This is a genomic window from Bradyrhizobium sp. 87, from assembly GCF_023073015.1.
Taxonomy (GTDB): Bacteria; Pseudomonadota; Alphaproteobacteria; order Rhizobiales; family Xanthobacteraceae; genus Bradyrhizobium; species Bradyrhizobium canariense_D.
On record NZ_JADPIQ010000141.1, the window covers coordinates 59710 to 84497 of the forward strand.

The 24788-nt window shown below is 60.2% G+C and carries 19 protein-coding genes; 16 read left to right on the top strand and 3 right to left on the bottom strand.

Going from position 1 to position 24788, the window contains the following annotated elements; genetic code table 11:
- Positions 1–73: 73 nt before the first annotated feature.
- The gene (locus tag IVB50_RS38075) at positions 74–1573 is read right to left on the bottom strand and encodes a CoA-acylating methylmalonate-semialdehyde dehydrogenase (RefSeq protein WP_247299983.1); all 1500 of its coding nucleotides are present in this window, start codon (positions 1571–1573) and stop codon (positions 74–76) included.
- 106 nt (positions 1574–1679) lie between these two features.
- Between IVB50_RS38075 and IVB50_RS38080 the strand changes: the two genes are divergently transcribed.
- Positions 1680–2567, top strand: a complete 888-nt coding sequence (locus IVB50_RS38080; protein ID WP_247299985.1) for a LysR family transcriptional regulator — start codon at positions 1680–1682, stop codon at positions 2565–2567.
- On the opposite strand, the gene IVB50_RS38085 is transcribed toward IVB50_RS38080, so the two are convergent.
- Positions 2533–3480 (bottom strand): LysR family transcriptional regulator, encoded by a 948-nt coding sequence (locus IVB50_RS38085; RefSeq protein WP_247299987.1) that lies wholly within the window; start codon positions 3478–3480, stop codon positions 2533–2535. The two genes, IVB50_RS38080 and IVB50_RS38085, sit on opposite strands and share 35 nt — an antisense overlap.
- Before the next feature lie 114 nt (positions 3481–3594).
- Here IVB50_RS38085 and IVB50_RS38090 point away from each other — a divergent pair, with 114 nt between their 5' ends.
- From IVB50_RS38090 to IVB50_RS38125, 8 genes are all read left to right on the top strand, one after another.
- Entirely contained in the window at positions 3595–4584 is a 990-nt protein-coding gene (locus tag IVB50_RS38090) for a nitronate monooxygenase (protein ID WP_247299990.1), read from the top strand.
- 103 nt (positions 4585–4687) lie between these two features.
- A complete protein-coding gene (locus tag IVB50_RS38095) occupies positions 4688–6043 on the top strand; it encodes an MFS transporter (RefSeq protein ID WP_247299992.1) in 1356 nt (451 codons plus the stop codon).
- A gap of 118 nt (positions 6044–6161) precedes the next feature.
- Complete coding sequence (locus IVB50_RS38100; RefSeq protein ID WP_247299994.1) at positions 6162–7601, top strand: branched-chain amino acid ABC transporter substrate-binding protein; 1440 nt, start codon at positions 6162–6164, stop codon at positions 7599–7601.
- A gap of 38 nt (positions 7602–7639) precedes the next feature.
- Positions 7640–8560: a branched-chain amino acid ABC transporter permease gene (locus tag IVB50_RS38105; RefSeq protein WP_247299996.1), complete on the top strand. Its 921-nt coding sequence runs from the start codon at positions 7640–7642 to the stop codon at positions 8558–8560.
- Between the two features lies 1 nt (position 8561).
- A complete protein-coding gene (locus IVB50_RS38110; protein ID WP_247299998.1) occupies positions 8562–9761 on the top strand; it encodes a branched-chain amino acid ABC transporter permease in 1200 nt (399 codons plus the stop codon).
- Positions 9758–10537 carry an ABC transporter ATP-binding protein gene (locus IVB50_RS38115; RefSeq protein ID WP_247300000.1) on the top strand — a complete coding sequence of 260 codons (780 nt, stop codon included), beginning with the start codon at positions 9758–9760 and terminating at the stop codon, positions 10535–10537. Before IVB50_RS38110 ends, IVB50_RS38115 begins: the two co-directional genes overlap by 4 nt.
- Before the next feature lie 29 nt (positions 10538–10566).
- Positions 10567–11271, top strand: a complete 705-nt coding sequence (locus IVB50_RS38120) for an ABC transporter ATP-binding protein (RefSeq protein WP_247300002.1) — start codon at positions 10567–10569, stop codon at positions 11269–11271.
- A 15-nt stretch (positions 11272–11286) separates the two neighbouring features.
- Positions 11287–12339: a phenylacetaldoxime dehydratase family protein gene (locus IVB50_RS38125; protein ID WP_247300005.1), complete on the top strand. Its 1053-nt coding sequence runs from the start codon at positions 11287–11289 to the stop codon at positions 12337–12339.
- Positions 12340–12354: 15 nt separating this feature from the next.
- Here IVB50_RS38125 and IVB50_RS38130 read toward each other — a convergent pair whose 3' ends face one another.
- A complete protein-coding gene (locus IVB50_RS38130; RefSeq protein ID WP_247300007.1) occupies positions 12355–13215 on the bottom strand; it encodes a LysR family transcriptional regulator in 861 nt (286 codons plus the stop codon).
- A gap of 318 nt (positions 13216–13533) precedes the next feature.
- Between IVB50_RS38130 and IVB50_RS38135 the strand changes: the two genes are divergently transcribed.
- The 7 genes from IVB50_RS38135 (at position 13534) to IVB50_RS38165 (ending at position 24036) form a co-directional block, all read left to right on the top strand.
- A complete protein-coding gene (locus IVB50_RS38135) occupies positions 13534–15216 on the top strand; it encodes a methyl-accepting chemotaxis protein (protein WP_247300008.1) in 1683 nt (560 codons plus the stop codon).
- Positions 15217–15385: 169 nt separating this feature from the next.
- Positions 15386–15778, top strand: coding sequence for a tautomerase family protein (locus IVB50_RS38140; protein WP_247285611.1), 393 nt, complete (start codon positions 15386–15388; stop codon positions 15776–15778).
- A gap of 1630 nt (positions 15779–17408) precedes the next feature.
- On the top strand, positions 17409–18743 hold the full coding sequence (locus tag IVB50_RS38145) for an NtaA/DmoA family FMN-dependent monooxygenase (protein WP_247300010.1): 1335 nt from the start codon (positions 17409–17411) through the stop codon (positions 18741–18743).
- Between the two features lie 47 nt (positions 18744–18790).
- Positions 18791–20494 carry an ABC transporter substrate-binding protein gene (locus tag IVB50_RS38150; protein WP_247300012.1) on the top strand — a complete coding sequence of 568 codons (1704 nt, stop codon included), beginning with the start codon at positions 18791–18793 and terminating at the stop codon, positions 20492–20494.
- Entirely contained in the window at positions 20491–21447 is a 957-nt protein-coding gene (locus tag IVB50_RS38155) for an ABC transporter permease (protein ID WP_247300014.1), read from the top strand. The genes IVB50_RS38150 and IVB50_RS38155 overlap by 4 nt, the downstream gene beginning before the upstream one ends.
- Positions 21444–22316: an ABC transporter permease gene (locus IVB50_RS38160; RefSeq protein WP_247300016.1), complete on the top strand. Its 873-nt coding sequence runs from the start codon at positions 21444–21446 to the stop codon at positions 22314–22316. Before IVB50_RS38155 ends, IVB50_RS38160 begins: the two co-directional genes overlap by 4 nt.
- A gap of 1 nt (position 22317) precedes the next feature.
- The gene (locus IVB50_RS38165; protein WP_247300019.1) at positions 22318–24036 is read left to right on the top strand and encodes an ABC transporter ATP-binding protein; all 1719 of its coding nucleotides are present in this window, start codon (positions 22318–22320) and stop codon (positions 24034–24036) included.
- The last annotated feature ends 752 nt before the right edge of the window (positions 24037–24788 follow it).

Consider the following 24788-nt stretch of genomic DNA (forward strand, 5'->3'; position numbering starts at 1 on the left):
ACCATTTGGGGGCCGGGCCAACTGGCGGGTTGAGAAGGCCGTGGGGCTGCCACGGCCTTCCATTCGGAGAAGATCAGGACATCGTCGGCATCACGAACTCGGCGCCGGCCCGGATGCCGGTCGGCCAACGGGTCGTGATCGTTTTCAGCTTGGTATAAAAGCGAACGCCCTCGGGGCCATGCATGTGATGGTCGCCGAACAGAGAGGCTTTCCATCCGCCGAACGAATGGAATGCCATCGGCACCGGGATCGGTACGTTGATGCCCACCATGCCGACCTGGATCTGATGCGCAAACTCACGCGCCGCATCGCCATCCCTGGTAAAGATTGCGGTGCCGTTGCCGAACTCGTGCTGGTTGATCATGTCGGCCGCGTCGTCATAAGACTTGGCCCGGGCCACCACGAGCACCGGTCCGAAGATCTCTTCGCGATAGATCTTCATGTCCGTGGTCGCGCGATCAAACAGGCTGCCGCCGATGAAGTAGCCCTTCTCGTAGCCCTGGCGATGGAAATCGCGCCCGTCCACAATCAGCTTCGCGCCTTCGTCAACGCCGGCGTCAATATAGCCTCGGACTTTGTCGAGGTGCTGCTTCGTCACCAGCGGGCCCATCTCGGCCTCGGGGTCGGTACCGGGACCAATGTTAAGCGCGCGGACCTTGGGCGCCAGCTTTTCGATCAGACGATCGGCGGTGGTGTCTCCGATCGGAACGGCTACCGAGATCGCCATGCAGCGCTCGCCGGCGGAGCCATAAGCCGCGCCCATGAGAGCGTCGACGGCCTGGTCCATGTCGGCGTCAGGCATCACGATCATGTGGTTCTTGGCGCCGCCCAGCGCCTGGCAGCGCTTGCCGTGGCTGGTCGCCGTCTCATAGATGTATCGCGCAATCGGCGTCGAGCCGACGAAGCTGACCGCCACGATATCGGGATCCGTTAGGATGGCATCCACCGCTTCCTTGTCGCCATGCACGACGTTGAACACGCCGTCGGGCAGCCCGGCCTCCTTCAGCCACTGCGCAAGCACGAGCGAGGCCGAGGGATCGCGCTCCGACGGCTTGAGGATAAACGTATTGCCGCAGGCCAGCGCAACCGGGAACATCCACATCGGGACCATTGCCGGGAAATTGAATGGCGTGATGCCAGCGACCACCCCGAGCGGTTGACGCAGCGAGTGGCTGTCGACACGGGTCCCGACATTCTCGGTGATCTCTCCCTTGAGCAGTTGCGGCGCGCCGGTCGCGAACTCCACCACCTCCATGCCGCGTTGGATCTCGCCCTTCGCGTCCGAAAGCACCTTGCCGTGTTCGGCGGTGATCACTTGGGCAAGTTCATCGATTCGATCCTCCATGATCCGCAGGAAACGGTTGAGAATACGAGCACGGCGCAGTGGCGGTGTGTTCGCCCAGCCCGGGAAGGCCTTGCGGGCGGCTGCAGCGGCCGATCGCACGTCTTGCGTCGTGGCAAGTCCGAGCGTTGCCGATTGCTCGCCGGTCGCGGGATTGTAAACCGGCGCGGTGCGAGGGCCCCGGCTCGGCACCAGCTCGCCATTGATGAAGTTCAGAATAGTCACGGGCATTGGCTGCTCTCCCTAACATGATGCTTGATCGAGCCAGATATGCAGCGCATAAAAATGCAGCATCAACGGCCGAATTCGCGGCTCCGTTGTGCAGAAAGTGTAGTCAATGGATTGGGAGCGCGTTCGGATATTCCTAGAAGTGGCGCGTGCCGGCCAGATTCTGAAGGCCTCGAAAAGCCTACGGCTGAACCATGCAACGGTCGCCCGGCAACTGACCGCGCTGGAGAGTAGCTTGAATGCCAAACTGCTCGAACGACACACTACAGGCTGCACGCTGACGGCGGCGGGCGAGGCGCTCGTCGCGGCTGCCGAGCGCGCAGAGAGCGAATTCCTCAAAGTGGGATCGAGCATTGGAGGCGCGGCCGAGGCCCTCACCGGAACCGTGCGCGTAGGGGCACCGGACGGGCTTGGCAACTACTTCCTGGCCGATCGGCTGGGCTCGCTGGCCGCGAAGCACCCGGGCCTTGTCATTCAACTCGTGCCGCTTCCGCGCACATTCTCCCTGTCAAGGCGCGAGGCCGACGTTGCGATCACGCTGGACCGGCCCAAGCAGGGTAAGCTGATCCTGTCCAAACTCACCGACTATACGCTCAGTGTCTATGCTGCTGATGCTTATCTCGCGCGCGAGGGTCCCATCAGGACGCAGGCCGATCTTGCCGGCCGCCTGTTCGTCACCCAGGTCGAGGATTTCGTCTACAGCAGGGCATTGGACTATGCCTCAGTGCTCGGCCGGCTCATGTCGCGACGCTATGAATGCGGTAGCGTCGTTGCGCAGATGGAGGCCGTTCGTGGTGGACACGGCGTCGGAATCCTTCATGATTACGTGGCCCAGCGCTATCCCGAATTGCAGCGTCTGCTTCCCGACATTCGTTTCGTGCGGAATTACTGGCTGACGTCGCATCCCGATACGCACGAAACGCGGCGGGTTGCAGAAGTGCATCGCTTTATCGTGGCATCAGTCAAGGCGGCGAGGTCGTCTTTCGAGGCTGCTTGAGCGCCACTGCCGGTTGCTCGGGCGGGGCTGTTTGGTTCGTTCCCGATCCGGCGCATTCCATGAACGCCCGCAGGGCGGAGGACACGAATGCGTCCTTGCGGTGAACGAAAACCGTGGTGGCACTGCCGGTCCCGTTCGGCAGCGAATGCAGGCGGATCAAGCCCTGTCGTTCGGCAGAATCAGCGACGACGCGCGGCACCAATGACAGCCCGACCGAAGCCGCCACACAACCGATGATTCCGTCGAGCGTTCCCATTTCCATCCAGCGCAGGTCGACGAAACCACGATGCGCAAGATATTCGGACAGGCGCTGTCGATAGGAGCAGCCGGCACGAAACACGATCACCTTCCGGCCGCTTCCCGAAGCCAGGAATTTGCCGAGGTGTTGGGGGGACGTCACCATCGGCGGCGTGATCAGCACCAGCTCCTCCTCCACGATCGGTGTGCAGGTCAGTTCACCGTGCGTGACCGGTGCAGAGACAAAAGCTCCGTCAAGCTTCCGAGACAATACGCAGTCGACCAGCGCTGCGGTCGGGCCTGTCTCGATTTGGACGTCAACATCGGGATAAGCGATGCCGTAGTGGGTGAGCAACGGTGGTAGGCGTAACGCCGCCGTCGTCTCCATTGATCCAATGCGCAGCTCGCCGCCCGGCCACGCCTCGTCCTTCACTGCGCAATGCGCCTCGGCCAACAGATCGCTGATGCGCTTGGCGTAAGGAAGCAGCCTGTTGCCCATGGAGGTGAGCGTAACGCCTTTCTTGGACCGATCAAAAAGTCGGACACCGAGCTGGTTCTCCAGCGCTCGAATTCGCTGGGTCACGTTCGATTGCACGGTGTGGAGATTGTGGGCGGCGCGGCCGATTCCGCCGGCCGTGGCGACCGCGGAAAAGAAATTCAGATCCGTGCTGTCCATGTGGTCATCTCCCGGAATGATGACTCTGATCAATAATAATCACTTTTATGTTGTCAACAGCCAATCTAGCTTCCCAGTATCCGAGACGGGCATAAGCCTAGGAGAGGAATTGACATGGCTATCAAGACGAGACTGACCGAATTTTTTGGGCTCGAGCACCCGATCGTGCTGGCGCCGATGGATCCGGCCTCCGGCGGCGAGCTGGCCTCCGCGGTTTCCGCGGCAGGTGCTCTCGGCCTTCTCGGCGGCGGCTATGCCAACCGCGCCTGGTTCGAAGAACAGTCCGCAAAGGTGAGCCGCCCGGACGTCGGCTGTGGATTCATCACCTGGGCGCTGGCGAACGATCCGGGTCTGCTCGATCTCGCTCTGGAGCGGCACAAGAAAGCGATCATGCTGTCGTTCTCGGATCCTGCGCCATATGCCCCGAAAGTGAAGCAGGCCGGCATCCCCCTGATCTGTCAGGTGCATACGCTCGAGCATGCCCAGCGGGCGATCGACGTCGGCGCGGACGTTATCATCGCACAGGGTACGGAGGCCGGCGGCCACGGACTCACGGCGCGCTCGACGATGCCGTTCGTTCCTGCAGTCGCCGATATGATCGCGCAACGAGCGCCGCGCGTTCTCCTTCTTGCCGCCGGAGGCATTGCTGACGGGCGCGGTCTCGCCGCCGCGCTAATGCTAGGTGCCGACGGTGCTTTGATCGGATCGCGGTTTTGGGCCACGCAAGAGTCGGTCATTCATCGCAACGCCAAGGAAAAGGTGCTGGCAGCCACCGGCGATGAAACGATCCGGACACGTGTCTACGACGTTGTCCGCAAAAAGGCTTGGCCCTCGGAGTACACTGGACGCCTGATGAAGAACGGCTTCATCGAAAGGTGGCATGGCCGGGAAGACGAGCTGCGCACACTGCAAGAAGCCGAGCTGCAGCGCGTCGAGAAGGCGTGGGTCTCCGGCGACTACGATACGGCCAATGTCACGGTCGGAGAAGCAATCGGTCTCATCAACGACATTCCAACCGCCGGTGAGCTGGTGAAGCGAATTTCGGCAGAAGCAAGCGCATGTCTTGCGCGCTATGCGCCGACCCGAAATTCTATCGCGGCCTAACGGGTCCGCAACTTTCTACGTATTGCCGGGTGGAGAAGGGGCGTGCGCTGCGGCGCGCGCGCCCGGGAAAACACGTGCCCAACAAGGCCCATGGAGAGATATGATGAGCGAACCTAAAGCGGACGCACCGAACCTGAGCATCTGGACGGTGGTGCTTGCCTCAAGTGCAGGCACGGTTATCGAATGGTATGACTTCTATCTCTATGGAAGCCTTGCCGTGTTCTTTTCGACCCTTTTTTACCCCGCCAATGATCCCACCGCCGCCGTCTTGATCAGTGTTGCGACCTTTGCGACCGGATTCGTCATCCGGCCGTTCGGTGCCATCCTGTTCGGCAGTCTTGGCGACCGATTGGGACGCAAGCACACGTTTCTGCTGACACTTATCTTAATGGGGATTTCGACCACCGCGGTCGGCCTTTTGCCGACATATGAAACTATCGGCTTTGCTGCACCTGTCGCGTTGGTCTTGCTCCGTTTGGTACAGGGCTTGGCCATCGGCGGCGAGTACGGTGGCGCTGCCATCTATGTGGCTGAGCATGCACCGGTAAACCGTCGAGGCTTCTTCACCAGTTTTATCCAGACCACAGCCACCTTGGGCTTCTTCGTTGCAATTCTGGTCGTGCTGGCGTGTCGGCTATCGCTCGGGGAGGAAGGTTTCCGTGCTTGGGGCTGGCGTATCCCGTTCTTGCTGTCTGCACTTCTCGTCGTGTTTTCGATCTATCTTCGTCTGAAGCTGAGCGAGTCGCCGGTTTTCGAGCAGATGCGCCAGGCCGGCAAGGTCTCGCGCGCGCCGGTTCGCGAAAGTTTCGGCACGAGACAAGGGTTGGGTTATGCGCTCTATGCTCTCTTCGGCGCGACGGCGGGTCTGGGATGCGTGTGGTACACCGGACAATTTTATGCGCTGTATTTCCTGCAGAGCGTTCTCAAGGTGGACTTCCTGACGGCGAATGTCTGCGTCGCCGTTGCTCTAGCCCTTGGCACGCCCCTGATCGTCGTGAGCGGGGCCCTGTCAGACCGCATCGGACGCCGCCCGCTGATTGTCACCGGCCTGCTGCTCGCCGCCGCGCTCTACGTCCCCATCTACATGGGGATTGCAAGCGCCACGGCTGCGCACAATTACGTGGTCGTCACCGCGCTAATCCTGGCGCAACTCATCTTCGTAGCGCTGGTCTACGGGCCGAATGCCGCATTTCTCGTCGAGCTCTTTCCGGCGCGGCTGCGATATACTTCGCTGTCGCTTCCCTATCACATCGGCACCGGGATATTCGGCGGCTTCGTTCCGCTGATCAGCCTCTCGCTCGTCAGCTACACCGGCAACATCTACGCCGGCCTGATCTATCCCATTGCGATCGCACTGATGACCGCGGCGGTTAATGTCCTCTGCCTGCCTAGGACTATCGCAGTCGACCTTTCCAGTGAATTCGGCAGCACACCGGCAGCCAGCCGCCAGATCGCATGAGCCGCCAATTGCCATCAAGGTGTTCGTGCAAGACCCTTTGCACGAACACCCCGCGGGAATTTGCCATGACGATGGTATGAGGGAGTAATTCGACGTCTGCGATGAGCCCCTGGCTGTCGTGATTGCGAAGACTACCTCCCTCGACTTGTCGCAGATGTCCTGCGACCCAGTCACCCCGTTGCCGATTGCAACGGGGTGTTTTTTTTGCGTCCGCATCCGCCTCGTCGAAGGCAACCCGTTGCCCAAAGCAGCAGCAATCTGTCTCGATTGTAGGCGATCATCGCCGGTCCACCTGCTCGTGCTCCGTTGCGCACGCCCATTTGCGAAGATTCGCACTGTCTCGCTCGTGCGGGATGGATACAGTTATTCCGAGCGGGGGAGGGCATTGCCAATGAAGCTGATAAACAAATTGTTGCTGCTGACATGCGGCGCGCTGGTCGCGGCGGCGACCGGAACAGTTCCGGTCTTGGCCAAGGAGACCGTAAAGCTTGCGTTTATTGGACCATTGTCGGGCGGGAATTCAGCTCCCGGTATCGGGGGCCGCAATTCCACGCAGTTGGCCTTGCAATTGAGAAACGCCGACCCATCGGCAAAGTACATTTTCGAGCTCGTCACCTTGGACGACGAATGCAAGCCGAATATCGGCATCCAGGTCGCAACCAAGGCCGCATCGGATCGTAGCATCATCGCCGGTGTGACCCACTATTGCTCGGCCGTAGGCATCGCGACGGTTGATACCTATGCCCGGTTCGGATTGCCGGTCGTGGTGTGGGGCGCCATCCTGCCCGAGATTACCTATGGCAACGACTACCACGAAATTCATCGCGTCAACGGGACGATGATCAATGAAGGCAAGCTCGCAGCGGAGTTCCTCACCAAGCAGGGCTTCCTGAAATATGTTGTCGTTCACGACACCACCGACTACGGCAAGGGACAGAACAAATATTTCAGCGAATATCTCAAATTGGCCGGCGGCGAGATCGTCGCTACTTTTCCGGTCAGCCCGGATCAGCAGGACTTCACGGCTGAGCTCACCAAGATCAAGGAGCTGAAGCCAGATCTGATCATGGTGGGCGGCCTGACGCCGCTCGGCGTCCGATTGCGGGCTCAAATGGATCGGGTCGGTGTCACCGCTCAGCTTGCGGGCGTCTCTGGCATCATGAACGCAGGCTTCCTGGAAGGCGCAGGTGCCGCGGCGGAAGGAACGATTTCCTTCCACAACGGTGCTCCCATCACCAAATATGAGCAGGGTCAAGCGTTTCTCGACGCATACGCCAAGGCGGGCTTTCGCGAAGACCCGGACGCCTATGGCCCCTTCGCCTACTCCGCCGCCACTCTGATCATGGATGCGATCGAGAAGGTTGGCCCCGACCGCGCCAAGGTCAGGGACCTGCTCAATACGACCAAGGCATACAAGTCGCTGGTCGGCGAGATCAATTTCGACGACCACAGGCAGAACATTCTGAGGGCCAACGTCTATGTCGCCCAGGATGGTAAATGGGTCTATTGGCCGGATAGCGAATATGCCGCCAGCAAACGAAAACTCCGCCTCAATTAACCAGACGTCATGCGACGCCCTAGCGTGCGGAGACATTGATGGACATCGGGATCGTAGCGCAGCAGCTGTTCAACGGCCTCATGCTGGGGGTGATCTACTCAATGATCGCCGTTGGATATTCGCTGTTCTTTGGGGTGCTCGACGTCATCAAGTTCTCGCATGGTGACGTCGTGACGCTCGGAAGTTTTTCAGCCTTGGGAGCCGCCGGCGTTTCGGGAGCTCTCTTTGCGCTGCCCCCTGCGCTGGCCTTGCTCACCGGTTTGGCGGCTGCGGTCGGCGCCGGGGCGCTCGCGGGCATCGTGATCGGGAGGATTCTTGTGATCCCCTTGCGCGGCGCCCCCAGCATCAATGTGCTGCTCGCGACCTTAATGGCCGGCACCGTGCTACGCGAGGCCATCCGGCTTGGCGTGCCCAACGGCGGCAACCCGAAGCCGTTTCCGGCTCTGTTGCCGAGTGGCATGATCAATGCCGGTTCCTTCAGTGTGGGTATCGATAGTGTGATCATCGTAAGTGCCGGACTGCTGTTGGTGGTGGGAACGCATCTGTTCGTGACCCGCACCCGGTTCGGGCTCTCGATCCGCGCCGTGGCCCAGGATGACGAGGTTGCACGCCTTGCAGGCATCGACCAGCAGCGCGTGGTGCTGGGGACCTTCGCATTGGGATCGGGGCTCGCCGCCTTTGCCGGCTGCATGCTCGGGCTGTATTACCGCGAGATCAGCTTCAACATGGGCGTTCTGCTCGGCATTATCGGATTCGCCTCGGCTGTGGTGGGCGGTCTTGGAAGCCTGATCGGGCCGATCATCGGGGGATTTCTATTCGCCGGCGTGCAGACGCTGGTTGTGGTGGCGATGCCGATCTCGAGCGCTTATCGCGATGTGGTGGCCTTTGCCGTCATCATCATCCTGATTGCGTTGTTCCCGACAGGAATCATTGCAGAACAGCGCAGCGAACGGGTGTGACATGAGCAGCCTTTCAAGCCCGGCTCCCTCGCTCTCCGTCCCACGGATTCGTCGTCATCCGCGCGCCCTCGTCGCAGCCGTGGTGGCGCTCCTGTTTTCCGGCGGCGGCGTGATGATGCACGCCGAATCCCAGCCCGTCGTTCTCGCCTTGCTCGCAGCCTTCGTTCTGGCGTTTGGAGTGTCCGATCGAACGCAGATCGGCCGGGAGATTGCCGCCACCTGCGGCGACTACCGAGGCGTTGCCAATGGCATGGCATTGCTGTGTGCGTTGATCCTGATTGTCCTGTTTCACGCCGATCACTACGCGCTTCTCATGTTGTCAACGGTAGCAATCTTCTCGACTGCCTGCATCGCTCTCAACTTGCAGCTCGCATTCGCCGGCATCGCCAACTTCGCAGGCGCGGCCTTCTTCGTCGTGGGATCATATACGGCCGTCCTAGTGACTGCATACACCACCGTTCCGCGCACATTTGCGCCGTTGATCGGCGCGATTGTGACGGGTGCAATGGGCCTCGTGCTGTTGCTGCCGGTGCTGCGAACGCGCGGGCACTATGCCGCGCTCGTGACGATCGCCTTCGGCGTGCTGCTGCGGACCTGGCTCGAAGTCAACGACGTCCTCGGCGGGCCCCAGGGGCTGAAGATCGGAAGCTTCTCGATCATGGGGCTCGATTTCGCCCGGCTCAAACAGATTGGTCCATGGAGCGTGTCGTTCTATCTGCCCTATGCAACGCTCTCGGTCTGCATGTTCGGCCTCGTATTCATCCTCGTCCGTCGTCTGGAAAACTCGTGGGTCGGCATCGCCCTGGACGTTGTCCGCAGCGATGAGACCGCCGCGGCGGTGTTCGGCCTGTCGATCCGGCTGTGGAAGGTCGTCGGCTTTGTCCTCGGCAACGCCATCATCGGCATGGCTGGAGCGCTCTACGGGATGATGAACGGGTTCGTGACACCCAACGGCGCGGGCCTCGGGGACTCCCTGCTGATGCTCTCAATCGTGGTGCTGGGCGGAATCGGCAATTTGTGGGGCTCCGTCGTAGCCGCGCTGATCATCCTGGAAGTGCCGGAAAAACTGCAGTCGATCCAGGAATTCCGCCTGTTGCTGTTCGCCTTGCTCGTGCTCGTCATCTTGCTGTTCCGCCCGGGCGGCATCCTGCCTCGTCCGGTGAGGGACCTGTCCCGCTTCATCGACGGAGCGCCAAAATGAGTAGCAGTCTGCTGCATTGTGCCGGTCTCACCAAGACATTCGGCGGGCTGGTCGCGCTCGACCGTTTCGACGTCGAAATCGGCCGCGGCGAGACGATCGGGCTGGTCGGGCCCAACGGATCGGGGAAGACGACATTCTTCAACGTCATCACGGGACTTTACGACCCGAACGCGGGAACGATCCGGCTCGATGGCCGCGACCTCTTTGGCTGTGCGCCCCAGATGATCGGTCGTGCCGGTGTCGCGCGAACCTTTCAGCGATCGAGGCTGATGCTCGATCAGAGCGTGTTCGACAATATTGCGGTCGGAGCCCTCTGCCATTGCGATCTCGGTCTCCTTACAAATCTGTTTCGGCGCGCGCGGTGGGGCAGAGAGCTGCGGGAGACGGTCAATCGCGCACGGGAGATTGCGTCCCGCTTCAACGCCGCGATTGCCGACCGGCTGTTCCAGCCTGTGAACTCTTTCGCGATGATCGATCGTCGGCGGATCGAGATCTGCCGGGCGCTGATCGGCAGGCCGCGCCTGCTGTTGCTGGATGAGCCCTCCGCCGGTATGACCCCGGATGAGACGCGCGAACTCATGGACGATCTCCTCGCATTCAGGTCCGAGATGCCGGACCTCGCCGTGGTCCTGGTGGAGCACGAAATGGACGTCATCCGGCGTGTCTCCAATCGCTGCATCGTGCTCAATTTCGGCCGAAAAGTCTTCGAAGGCAGTTTTGACGGGTTGATAGCCGACCCCGAAGTGCAGGCAGCTTATCTCGGGATAGGGCAATGATCAGCGTGCGACGAACCGCGGCGCGGACGTTGTCGGCCAATGCGATCAACGCCGGCTACGATCGCGCTGACGTTCTGAAGAACGTGACCATCGAGGTCAGGCCCGGTACGGTAACGGCCATCCTGGGGGCCAACGGCGCCGGCAAAAGCACGTTGATCCGGGCCATCCTCGGGTTGACCCGGATCCGGAAAGGCGAGGTTCGCTTTGGGCACGTAGCGACTACAAACATGCCTACCCACAAGATCGCGGCCCTCGGGATCGCGACGGTCCCGGAAGGCAATCGCGTGATGCCGCGCATGAGCGTCCTTGATAACCTCAAGGTGGGCGGATTGATCATGCGTGACGACAGGCGCGTTGCGGCCCGGATGGAGGAGATGTTCGAGGTGTTCCCGCGTCTGAAGGAGCGGCGAAGCCAGCTCGCGGGAACACTGTCCGGCGGTGAGCGGTCGATGCTCTCCATCGCGCGAGGGCTGATGGCCGATCCGGAACTCGTGATCTTCGACGAGCCCTCGCTCGGACTGTCGCCGTTATTTGTCTCGGAGGTTTTCGGAATAGTCCGACAACTGAAGACAGCCGGACTTTCGGTTCTGCTGATCGAGCAGAACGTGCGTCAAACGCTCGACGTGGCCGATTACGGCTACGTGCTGGCACAAGGACTCGTTGTCGCCAAAGGAAGCGCTGAACTCTTGAAAGAGAATTCCGAGCTTCACAAGGCATATTTTGGAATCCACTAGGGAACGGAGCTCGCTATGAATTTTCAGGTGTTGGAGCGGATCAATCCGCTGCGTAAGCCGAAAGGTTTCGAGCCGGTGGTCCAGCGTTGGTCCGTCGGTTTCCCACGCAAATGCGACGCCTTGTGTGTTGCATTTCACGGCATCCAGGGACCGAACGCGGAAGCCGTCTACAAGTCCGGCTTCATACGGTGGATGTCCGAAGCCGTCAGCCTGCCGAACGGCCCGCACGTGCACGATCATGCGTGGTTCGTCGATCACAACGGCCTCTATACGCATGTGGTTGCGAGCTATTGGGTTGACCGGACCCGTCGTGATGATTGGCTCGAAGATAGTCGCGTGGCAAATTGGTGGAACGATTCGGCGAGGTGTTCGGAGGCAACGGGCTACTTCCGTGAGAGCTTGACCGTTCCGATTGAACGCCTTGAGACGCTGTATTGGAACGATTATCCAGCCGGAATGAGTCGCTCTAACGAAGTGGCGCTCTACCCGACACCGTATTGCGGCTATTACGGCGCGATGCGCGACCGGATCCCACTGTCGGCGGTCGATCCCTTGCCGTCGGTGCTGCCTGAGCTCCCATCGGCGACGCCGCGCGAGACCAGGTCCAATCGGTGGCGGATCGCTACGCCCCGGAACCTCACGGTGATTCGGTCGGCGGCCTTTTGGGGGCGCTGCGATGCCGACCAAACCGAAGATTACATGCGCGACCTGCGAGCTCCCCTCGAACGCGGAATGGACTTCTTGCGCGAAAGTCCTGAGGCAACGGGTTGCTGCTCGCTGCGGTTTCAGCAAACATGCGATGTCGGCGGGGCACCCGAGCTCGAGACTCATGCGCTCGGATATTTTCTCTCGCTCGGCCACATGGAGAACTGGGCTGAGCATCATCCGTCGCACGGGGCGATCTTCCGCGCCGCAATGGCCCGTTACCGCAAGTTCGGCGCGAAGAACCAGCTCAGAACCTGGCATGAAGTCTTCGTGCTGCCGGAGAACAACCAGCTTTTCGAGTATGTCAACTGCGCACCAGGCACGGGCCTATTGAACTACTTCGAAGGCGAGCGGCGGTCCTAGGCTGGACGGCTCGAGTTACGGCCAGAATTCGATCAGATCGAACAGGGCTGTCATCGCGCTCGATACATAGACATCCTTTCGCCAGACGAACACCGTCTCAACGGCCGTCCGGGAAGGCGGCAACGCATGCGCAGCGACCCTGCCGTCCCGGGCGGCAGCTGCAATGACACCTCTCGGCATCAAGGTGACACCAAGGCCGACGGAGACGCAACTGATGATGGCGTCGAGAGAACCAAGCTCTTGCGGCTCGGACAGAGTGATCCCCATTTCCATCAGCATCGTCTCCAGACGGGTGCGATAAGAGCAGCCGGTCTGAAAGACGATCTTCAAGGGCCCGATGGCAGCCAGGTCCTTTGTCCGGACCGAAGGGGTCGTTACCAGCACGAGCTCCTCGTGGAAGAAAGGCCGTTGATGCAGGTCCGGGTGATCCACCGGGCCCGCGACAAACGCGCCGTCGAGACGATACTCGAGGACGTCATTCAACAAGCGTGTAGTGTTTCCGGTCTTGATCGTGAGCTGGACGTGGGGACAGGCGCTGGCAAACCTTGGCAAAAGCGGAGACAATCGCAACGCGGTGGTCGTCTCGAGGCTTCCGATCAGCAGAGTGCCCCTCGGCACACCATCATCCCGTGCCGCAGCTCGGGCATCCGCGGCAAGTTTTGAAAGCCTCGCGACATAGGGGAGGACCCTGCGGGCTGCCGGGGTTGGCGTTACGCCCCGTGCGTGACGCTCGAAGAGTGAAATGCCAAGCTTGCCCTCAAGCACTCGGATACGAGTTGTGACTTTGGATTGAGCAGTACCCAGCTGCGTTGCCGCACGGCTAATACTTCCAAGACGCAGAACCGTCTCGAACACTTTGAGATCGGAGAGATCCATTCCAGTCCACTCTTGAAGCCAGCAGCAGCCACTTTTTTGAATGACGTCACAATCATCCTAACGAACAATGTGGGCCGCGTGAAAGACGCATTGGGGAACGATGCGGCGCGCATCGTCATCTAGAGAAGAGATGACCGTCATCTCAACTGGTAATGGTTCGCCGCGAACCGCAGTGATCGCAACGATAAACTCACATCCCAGCGCCCTTGGTCGACTGGCCCTGATATCAAGGTGGCCCTGTGGGCTAAAGGCAATTTTTATCAATGTGCGATAGATGAGGCGGAGTGATGGTCGGACTCAGCGTGTTGAGGATTTTTCATGCTTGCCAAGTTCAAGATTTCTTCCAGGCTGATGTTGATGGTGGTTCTCTCTGTTCTAGGTGTTGCATCCGTGGCCGGGGTCGGCTTGTCGGCCCTCAAGAGCAGCCTGCTCGAGGACCGAAAAGACAAGCTTCAGCAGCTCGTCCTCCTGGCGAAGCAGGTGCTTGAATTGGACTACCAGGGATCCAGAGCGGCAGGGCTCTCCGATGCGCAGGCCTTGGAACGGAGCAAGCAACTGCTTCAATCATTGCGTTTCGGCAAGGACGACTATTTCTATGCCCTCGACATGGATTCCGTACTGGTCGCGCATCCCAATCCCAAGTTTCAGAACAAGAGCATGAAGGACACCTCGGATGCCAACGGTGTCTTTTTCTCCCGGCTGCAAGTCGATCTTGTGAAGTCCGGCGGATCCGGCTTTGTCGCCTTTAGCTTTCCCCGTGCCGGCGTCGGCGACCCACTTCCCAAGATCGCCTATGTCGTGGGGTTCAAGCCCTATGACTGGGCAGTCGCGGGCGGCATCTATCTGGACGACATAGACGCGATATTCATGGCAGAAGCAAAGCGCATTGGCCTTCTCGTCCTTATAGCCCTTGCGCTTGTCGTGGCCACGTCAATTCTTCTCAGCCGCAGTATCACGCGGCCGATCGCCAGTCTCACGGGGGCGATGCGAAAGCTCGCCAGTGGCGATACAAGATTGGCGATTCCTGCGCTCTCGCGTGCGGATGAAGTGGGAGAGATGGCGACGACCGTCAAAGTGTTTCAGGACGCCATGATAGAGACCGCTCGCCTTCGCCAGGAACAGGACGAGATGAAATTGATAGCCGAGACGGAAAAACGGGGCCTCCTGGGCAAGCTGGCCGACGAGTTCGCGCAAGGTGTAAGCACGTCACTCGATGCCCTCTCTCACTCGGCTTCCGCTATGAGGACGACGTCCCAAGGCATGTCGGAGACGGCGAGATCTGCCAGCCGCCAGTCCGGAGTGGTTGCGACTGCTGCAGAAGAGGCCAGCTCAAGCGTGCAGTCGGTCGCGTCGGCCACTGAGCAGCTCTCGGCCTCGATCGCCGAGATAGGCAATCAGGTGGCGCGTTCGACCAAGGTCGCCGGAGGCGCCGTTGAAGAGGCGCAACGGACTAATATCACAATTCAAGGTCTTGTAGCCGCGACATCAAAGATCGGAGACGTGGTTCAGTTAATAACCGCGATCGCAAGCCAGACGAACCTGCTGGCGCTAAATGCAACCATTGAGGCCGCCCGTGCCGGCGAGGCGGGAAGGGGGTTTGCCGTCGTGGCAAGCGAGGTGAAGTCGCTCGCAGGGCAGACCGCACGTGCAACGGAGGAGATCTCGACCCAAGTCAACGGCATGCAGGGCGCCATGAGCGAGGCTGTCCAAGCAATCGAAGGCGTGAGCGGCACGATATGCTCGATCAACGAGATCGCAATTGCGATTGCATCCGCCGTGGAGCAACAGGGTGTCGCGACGCGCGAAATCGCACGCAGCATCCAGCAGGTCGCGCAAGGCACCGAAGACGTATCGCGCAACATCGTCGGGGTGAGCGAGGCGTCTGCCCAAACCGGGGTGGCTGCGGCCGATGTGCTTGCGGCTGCAGGTGGGCTGAACCACCAGTCCACTTTGCTGAAAGCGGATGTCGATCGCTTCCTGGCAAGTGTTCAGGCCGCGTGAGTTGGAGTGCTCCGCCGTCCATCTTAAAGATAGATGACCGTCATCTTGAATGATGATGTCGATCTCGGCAGAGAAAACATACAACGCGTATTGCAGCTTTTCATTGCTCGGTCCACCTTGGTTGCCCGCCGCAGCTTTGTTAGTTGAGCCGGCAGTGAGGAGCATCGCCATGCCATTTTTACGGTTCGATTTGATCGAGGGACGAAGTGATGCGGAGATCCAACGGCTTTTGGATGTCACTCACGAAGTTCTGGTCGAAACGCTCCACGTGCCGCCCCGCGACCGCTATCAGGTGGTGCATCAGCACCCCAAGTCCAGCATCGTCGCGCTTGACACAGGTCTTGATATCAATCGGACCGATAAATTGGTCATGTTGCAGTTGACGAGCCGACCGCGCGACAAGGCGTCCAAATTGGAGTTTTATCGCGTCCTGGCCGAGAGGCTGTCGTCGTCCTGTGGAGTAGCGCCAACTGACCTCATGATAAGCTTTGTGATCAATGCGGACGAAGATTGGTCATTCGGCATGGGACGAGCCCAGTTCGTTACCGGGGAGTTACACTAGGCCTGGAGCAAGTTTCCCTCAGTGTTGATGCAGGGAACCGACCCCGCCCGCACCGAGCCGAGACGCCTGCCTCGCCCATGAACGGAAACGCGTTGTCCCGTTCGACTGACATAAGCGATTCGGGGCCGGAATTGCCGCTTGGCTGCGGATTTCCTCCCCCAGAAGGCCAACAAGATTTCTCCTTGCTTTCCCAAACCCAGGTTGGCAAGCGTACAATTCCGCCGCTGAACACCTTCGCGGACTAGGTGCCGCTCTGGCGCAATTCGATTTTGCTCGGGTTCGCACCCCCGCAGAAATGTCGGTCTCATTAGCGGTGCTGGAACCAGCCAATTGCTGCATCGGGGCCATTATGCGCGACCTTGATGGTGCGTCCGCAGCTGGACCGATCATCGAGCTGTCGCGGGATCTGTCGCATTCTATTCAGGATGCACGCGACAGGTTCGCTTCAAGCGGGCTTTAAATTCCATTACACGTCAAGAGCTGCTTACGAATGAACAGCAGCGGTGGACCAGTCAGGTCGGTGTCCCAGAAGCGCAGCGCAACCCAGGTGCTGAGCCGACGGCATCTCCGGCGAAGTCGTCAGCATCCTGCCTCGATCAAGAAGGTCGTGAGCAACGTCGGCAACTATGTGACGTCGGCAGCCCGCGGCGATTGACGAGCAAAGCGCCGCGGCGAACGAGCTATCGACCAGCGCGCAGCGGCGTCGCTGCTGGGTTGGCGGAGCGCCCTATCTCAGCTCCCTATTGATCGCGCCGGTTTCGGGAGACATGCGAGCGCAGGCTTGGTCAGGAGGCAAGACAATTGCTCAAGACGCTTGATCTCGCGCGCCCAAGTCGATCACGTTTCGAGTGACGCGCTTTGACAGTCACACCACAGAGGCACGCGAGGCCACTAAAGCTCATGCTGGCGATGCTCGGGCGGAGAGCGCTGCCCGCGCAACAAGGGTGCCCGGCAAGCCGCGGGGCTATGTCCCTTGCCGATCGGCCCGAGAATTCTTCTACCCTATCGAGGGACACGCGAGGATCCCCATCGCCGACACCGTGCGCGCGCCCCGAACGACGGTGTTCCTAGAGACATACCAGATTTGCAATCACTCGCCTCGGCGTGACTTTGGGATCGCGCTCCGAAACTGCGACAAGCAGGCTGCACGCGCACAAATCCTGCAAGCTCGAAGACAACGAGGCTGTCGTAGAAGAGTATGCCAGCGCGCGGTAGCAGATTGAAATACGCAACTATTGCGTTTGATGTCCCGTCGCTTGATTCTCTCGCGATCGAAGGCCGCCGGTGTCGGCCGTGGAGTTGTCATGACAGCGGCTTTGGTCATCGCGCGAGTTGCACGCATTATAAGGCTCACCAGCATATGTTCGGGCAAGTACAATACGCGATGTCCCCTGGCCACCCGTCGCTCGATCGAATTCGTCAGAGGTCCAGCTGGCTCGCGCTTGGGCGAGTGTTCGGGCTCTTTGAGCGCGCGAGTTGCTTCACCTGATCCGCTAATCTCGACCGGCGGCCTCGCCGCGTCCTCGGATGCCGCTCGTTCTCTGCGCGGGAGCGCAAGAAGCAGCCAGATAGCTTAGCCGAGCCAACACACCCCTTGAACTGCGCATGCCATCCCGCGCCTGGAGAATTCATGTCTTCTGCAATCCGAACGCTTCATCTTGGGCTTAATCTTCACGGCGCAGGCGGACACGCCGCAGCATGGCGTTGGCCGAGCACCAATCCGAGCGCTTTCTTTGACATCGAGCATTATCTTCGGGCAGCGAAGGTGGCCGAGCGCGGCTTGCTCGACGCGGTGTTTCTTGCAGATACCCCGGCAATATCTTGGGATATTACCCGCCGACCGCCACTCAACGGGCTTGAACCTACGCTTGTTCTCACCGTAATCGCACGTGAGACGAAGCACATCGGACTGATTGCAACCGCATCGACGACGTACAATGAGCCGTACAACCTGGCGCGTCGTTTCCAATCACTTGATGTCATTAGCGGCGGCCGCGCCGCCTGGAATGCAGTCACCACCTCCAGCCCCGCGACGGTCGGCAATTTCGGTGGGCACGAGCTCGGTCGCGAGGAGCGCTACAAGCGCGCCGAAGACTTCGTCGAAACCGTCCGAGGGCTATGGCTGAGCTGGGGAGATGGAACAATCGTCGGGGATCAGACCTCTGGAATCTACGCCAATCCCCAGTTTCGACTGCTCGACCCCAACACCAATATCTTTAGCGTCCGCGGTCCGCTCACGCACCCCGGTTCGCCACAAGTGCACCCGATCATCGTTCAAGCGGGAGGCTCGGACGACGGATTGCGGCTCGCTGCGCGCAGCGCCGATCTGGTGTTCGCTGCTGCGGGCGACCTGGAGACAGCGCTGCGCGAGGCCGGACGCCTGCGTGCGCTGTCGCATCAACTCGGCCGGCGGACGGCGCCGATCATACTGCCGGGCCTGGTCACCTTCGTTGGCGGCACGGAAGAGGAGGCGTATCGCCGCAAGAGAGCGATCGACGAATTACTCGATCTGCCCGGCGCGCTTGTCGCTTTGGCGCGAGGCATCAATGTGGCGCCCGAAAAGCTCAGTCTTGACAAACCCATTCCGGAGGAACTGCTGCCCGATCCGAATGATGTCCCATTTTCCGTCGGTCATCACCGCACCATCGAAAGCTTGGCACGCCAGGGCCGGACAGTTAGGGAAATCATAAGCAGCGTTCAAGGTTTCGGCCATCGCGTGATCGCGGGCGCACCGGAACAGATCGCCGATTCGATCGAGGCATGGTACCGCGCCGGCGCAGTTGATGGCTTCAACATCATCCCAGATGTGTTGGAGGATGGTGCGCCCGCCTTCATCGATCATGTCGTTCCAATACTGCAGCGCCGCGGACTGTTTCGCACCGAGTATCGGGAAGAAACCTTGCGTGACCGTTTTGGCCTTGCGCTCCCAGGGGGCGTTCCGTCGCAAGAGCGGGCGACGGCCTGATCGCCCGTCTGCCTCGCGGTTTCACTATCAATAGCTTGGAGTTCGATATGTCTCTGTCCGACACACAATCATCTGCGTTTCTCGCGGGCCAGCCACACGCTTACAGAAAGCAAAAGGCAGCAGCCATTGCAATCGCGCTCTCCACGCTGTCGCAGATCGCCTATGCGCCCAGCACTTTTGCTCAGGACGGTTCGAGCGACAGTACGAGGCGCGGCGGCACTATTCGATATGGCCACTTTCAGGAGCCGCCTTGCTTGTTCGGAGGATGGGTCCAGCAGTGGTATCTACAGCGGCAATATAGCGACAATCTAGTCGCCCGGACCAAGGACGGGGAGATTGTGCCATGGCTGGCCACATCATGGACCATCTCCGACGACAAGAAAGTGTACACGTTTGAGATCAAGCCGAACGTGAAATTCACCGACGGGACACCGCTCGATGCACAGGCCATTGCCGACAACATCAATGGCTGGCTCAGCACCAATCCGGACCTCCGCAATCCGACGGCCGCTCCTTACCTCAGCGACAACTTTGAATCGGCAGCGGCAATCGCGCCCGCGACACTTCGACTAACGCTAAAGGCGCCGTTCCAGCCGTTGCTCAATGTTCTGGCCCAGTCGTCCCAGGGCATTCTGTCGCCAACGGCGCTCAAGCGTGGACTTGCGGTGAACTGCGAGAACCCGGTCGGATCGGGTCCATTCATCGTCCAGAAGTGGAATCGGGGAAAAGAGGTTATATTCCGCCGCAATCCCGACTACAACTCCGCGCCGGCAACAGCCAAGCACCAGGGACCGGCTTACGTTGACGGGATCCAGTGGAAGTTCTTCCCCGATCAGACCGTTCGGTATGGCTCTCTGCTAACCGGGGAATCTGATGCAGCTTACGACGTTCCAGCCGTCGCTTGGAAAGATGCCAGCTCGCGCTTCACTGTCTTGCGGCACATTACGGGTGGCACGCCCCTGCGCTTGGCGTTGTATACGGCTCGCTCGCCTTTTGACGATCTGCTCGTTCGCCAGGCGTTTGCCTATGCCGCCGACCGAAAAGTCGCGGTCGAGTCCTCGTTCCTGGGCTCCTTGCCGTTTGAAGGCAATGGCGCGCTAAGCCAAAGCTCGCCCGAATATATCAGCGAGCTTGCCCCGTCATACAGGTATGACGTCGGCAAAGCCAATCAGCTCCTGGATCAGGCAGGTTGGACCGAGCGTGACAGCAGGGGCGTTCGCCTCAAGCATGGCAAGCCGCTCGTCGTACGCATCTCCTATTCGAGTTCGTTCTTGAAGCCCGACGGTGAGCAGGCCGTGCAGGTGATCCAACAGCAGGCAAAGGCTGCCGGCTTCGACGTGCGGCTTCAGCCAACGAACCAGGCCGATTTCTTCGCCGGGAAAAATCTCGGTCCGAACGATTACGAGGTCGTCCTTCTCTACTGGGTTGCTCCCGGCGCTGAAATCTTCCGCATCTCCTGGAAGCCTGACCTTAATGGTGAGCTCAATCGCTTCAATCCCTCACGCTACCAGGACCGGGCACTGTGGGACATTATTCAGAAGGCCGAAAAACACTTCGACAATGCTGAGCGAACCGCGCTCTATCAGGAAGCAGAGCGCAAGATCGTCGCTGACGCTCCTGTCGTGGGGTTCGCAGTCCTTGACGTCACTCTAGCTGTGCAAGCACATCTAAAGGACATTTGGCTCGACCGCGGCTCCGTCGGCGAGCCGGTCTTCTATGATAGCTATTTCGACAAGAAATCCGCCCCGTGAAAGTCGCAGCCCGCAGACAGGCCGTGTGGTTCGCACATCGCATCCTGTCCGCCGCAGCGACCGTATGGGCTGCGGCAACATTCACCTTCCTCGTCCAATGTCTGCTGCCAGGTGACCGCGCCCAGATCATCCTCAACGTCGTCAGCGGCAATGTAGGGGCGGCCCCTCGACAAGAGCTTGCGGCAATCAACGCAAAATATGGCTTCGACCAGCCGATTTTCTTGCAATACGCGAAATACATCTCCGGGATTTTGCAGGGGGACCTTGGCCAATCCTACCACCAGCACCGGCCAGTGGCAGCCATCATTGCCGAACAGATTGGGCCAACCGTCCTCCTTGCGGTCGCCGCGCTCGTAACCGCGTGGGTGATCACTATTCTGACCACAGTTTTTGCAGCCGGGAGAGATAATTTCTGGGCAACGCTGCTGAGCGGGATGCAGGTTCTGTTGGCGACCGTGCCGCCTTACTGGCTAGCTACCATCCTGCTCGTCGTCTTTGCCGTACAGCTTCGCATCTTTCCTGTGGTGGGAGGAAATTCGGCGATCGGCCTCATTCTTCCGACCCTGGCGCTGGCGTTGGAACTGTCTGGGCTCTTCGGGCAAGTCGTTACCAGTGAGTTCACGCGTTTGCTCGAGTTGCCCTTTGTAACTTCGGCGCGAACGCGAGGCATGGGCGATCTCGGCGTGCGGTTTCGTCATGTCCTGCGCCATGCAGCTTTGCCAGCAATCACCTTGTCAGGCTGGGCGTTCGGTAAGCTTCTGTCCGGTGCCGTTTTAATTGAGGCCGTCTTTGCCCGACAGGGACTTGGCGGCGTCCTGGTCGCCGCTACATCCACGCGCGACGTTCCCGTCGTCTCCGGCGTCATTCTGGTCTCCGCTGGCCTATTTGTCATTGTCAGCGTGACCGTCGATTTCGCCTACAGTATCGTTGACCCAAGGATCAAATTGGCATGACTTGCTCTGCCGCGCTACCAGACGTCCTCAAATCTCACTATTGGAAGGAAGCACTTTCAACGGCACAGGCAATTCCTTTGCGGGTTTGCCTGGCCATAACCATCGTTACGTTCTTCTTAACAGCGGCGGCCGCGCCCTGGCTGCTACAGACCCATGATCCGCTGGCGATTGACCTGACGTCCTCACTACAGGCCCCGTCGCCCAGCCACTGGCTGGGGACTGATCAGTCCGGTCGCGATTTATACTCCCGCATTGTTGAAGGGGCAGGGCAGTCCCTGACCATTGGTCTTGGCGCGACCGCGTTGAGCGTGTCAATTGCACTCGTTCTGGGGTTCGCCGCCGGTCTTTGCGGCGGAGCTATCGATCATGTTCTCAGCCGTTTGCTCGACGCACTCTTCGCGCTACCGGTGCTTTTCCTTGCGCTTCTGTTCGTGGCCGTTTTCGGCACGACTGTGCTGACGTTGGTCATCGCGGTCGGGATCGGAACGGCCCCGGGTTATGCCCGGATGATCAGGGGGCAGGTCCTGTCTGTTAAGGGCGCAGGATATGTGGAGGCAGCCAAGGCGCTTGGACACCCTTATTGGCGTATCGTGCGAAGGCACATCCTCCCCAATGCCATGAACCCGTTGACCGCGATGATCACGCTTGGCGTCGGCCAGGCCATCATCTGGGCATCGGGGGTTGCGTTTCTGGGGCTCGGTGTTCCCCCTCCCGCCCCTGAATGGGGGGCGCTCCTGAATGCTGGCCGCAACTACGTGATCTATGCGTGGTGGCTCGAGATCATGCCGGGTCTGGCAGTGGTGATCTTTGCTCTCAGCGTGACGGTGATCGGACGTTATCTGCAGAACCGCCTCGAAGGAAAGGGCTGACATGTTGCATGTTCTTTCTCCCCAGCCTCCTCAGCCAAGTCTTCTCAACGTAGATTCGCTGCGCGTGTCATTCGGACGCGACAATCCAAACGGCACGGCCGTGCGTGGCGTGTCGTTCTCGCTTCGACCGGGGCGTTGCCTCGCGATCGTCGGCGAATCCGGCTCGGGCAAGAGCGTAACCGCGCGCACTCTCGTCGGGCTTGCCGGTCATGGCGCACATGTTCATGCGCACGAGATGAACTTCACAGGGACAGACCTGACTGACCTCAATGAACGTTCATGGCGGCTCATCCGGGGCAAGAAGATCGGCTTCGTGCTGCAGGACGCCCTTCTCTCGCTCGATCCACTCCGTCAGGTCGGCAGAGAAATCGGCGAGGGCCTCCTTCTCCATCGTGCTGTCCACTCCCGTGAGGAACTCAAACGCCGCGTGGTTGAGCTGCTCGAACTCGTTGGGGTTCCTGAGCCTGAGATCAAAGCCCGGCAGCTGCCGCATCAATTGTCCGGTGGCCAACGCCAGCGAGCCCTCATTGCGTCGGCGCTCGCACTCGATCCAGACCTCTTGATCGCCGATGAACCAACCACCGCGCTCGACGTGACCGTGCAGGCGCAGGTGCTGGCGCTGCTGGAGGAAACCAAGGCACGGGGCAAGGCTCTGATCCTGATCAGCCATGACCTGGCGGTGGTCTCGCGCATGGCGGATGATGTTCTGGTCATGCGCGAAGGCGAGGTCGTCGAGCGTGGACCAGCTGCGCAGATCTTCGGCAACCCGCAACACGATTACACCTCGCAGCTCCTGAACGCGGTACCCTCGGGACGTCCCCGCGGCTCCCGTTTGTCGTCCACGGCGATTGCACGGCTACCCAAGTCTCTGAGCCCGCTGCAACAACAACACTCGCCTAAATCCACTGCAATCATCCTCAGTGCGATCAATCTTGTGAAGCGATTCAACGGCCCTGATGGCGTCCCGCGGACGGTGGTTGACGGTGTGTCCTTCGAGCTTCGGTCAGGCGAAACGCTGGGCCTTGTGGGGGAATCAGGATCAGGTAAATCCACCACAGCCCGCCTGGCGATGGCTCTGGATACTCCCGACGAGGGAGCCGTCCAGTTCCAGGGAGAGGCGTGGAGCGGAATCGCCGAACGCAAGCGTAGGGCGCGACGCCGCTCGATCTCCGTGATCTATCAAGATCCGCTCAGCTCCTTTGATCCACGCTGGACCGTCGGCCGCATCATATCTGACAGCCTCCTTGATTTGAACACCGGGTCGGAGCGTCGCCTGCGCATTATTGAGCTGCTCGAGTCGGTGGGCCTATCGCCAGCATTCCTGGATCGCCGGCCACTGGAGCTCTCGGGCGGCCAGCGCCAGCGCGTCGCGATCGCGCGTGCGATCGCGCCAAAGCCAGCCGTGATCGTCTGCGATGAACCGGTTTCCGCTCTGGATGTCTCGATCCAGGCGCAGGTGCTCGATCTGCTCGGGGATCTCAAGGCGCAGCTCGGTATGAGCTATCTCTTCATCTCGCACGATCTCGGCGTGATTCGCCATCTCAGCGACCGGGTCATGGTCATGCGCCATGGACGCGTCGTCGAGAGTGGCGATACGGATGAGGTGTTCCTCAATCCACGGGCCGACTATACCAAGCGTCTGATTGCTGCGGTACCTCGCCTCGTCCGACCAGTCGCAACCGATCGCTCCTCGAGCCTCGTCAGCGGAGAGGTCGCATGAATGCGCCAGTACCTTCGGTTAGGTTTAGCGTGGATTGGGGACCAATAGACTGCCCGCCGAGACCGATGTCCCGCCAATCCCATCGGGGCTGCTAATACCTCTTGCCCGCAAACGGATCGGAGGATCCGTCTCAACCAATAGACGAGAACCCTCCTGATATGGTTGAGCCGGCTCATTGACGGCGAGTATGCGGGCGGTCCAAGCCGCACAAGCTTCTCTAGAGTCTATGTTGCTTGCTGATTGCCATGCACGACGATCTGTCCGGGCATCTCACGACTTCTCCACCTGTGACGGGATGGAGTAGGTGCAGACTCATTTGAACGCTTTCTCCTGACACGATTGCCGTGCAGGGCGGCGACCGCTTCAACGCGAATATTGCTGCGCCCATACCTCTTGGCTGCACTAACGCCCATCATATCGCCGCTTGGATCGCGCTCCAGAAGCCATATATCGTATACGGCAACGGAGCACCGATCGCGATTCTCGCCCTGTGCGTCTTAGTGCTGTTCGTCTCGAACTGGGGTATAAACGCAGCCATCACAGCGCTCGCCAGGCTGTGTCGTCAACCGGGGCCCATTCCAAACTCCGCTTCTTCCAATTGATACTTTCCCAATCGCCCGACTTTTTGACTTACCCAACCTTACCCAATCCGAGCCTCAAAGGCCGCTTTCGTTGGATGCGCGAAGATTAGCCTCGGCAACGCCGCGGCCGCTTGAAGAGGAGGGGGCGCGTGGTTTGCGGGCCAAAGAGCC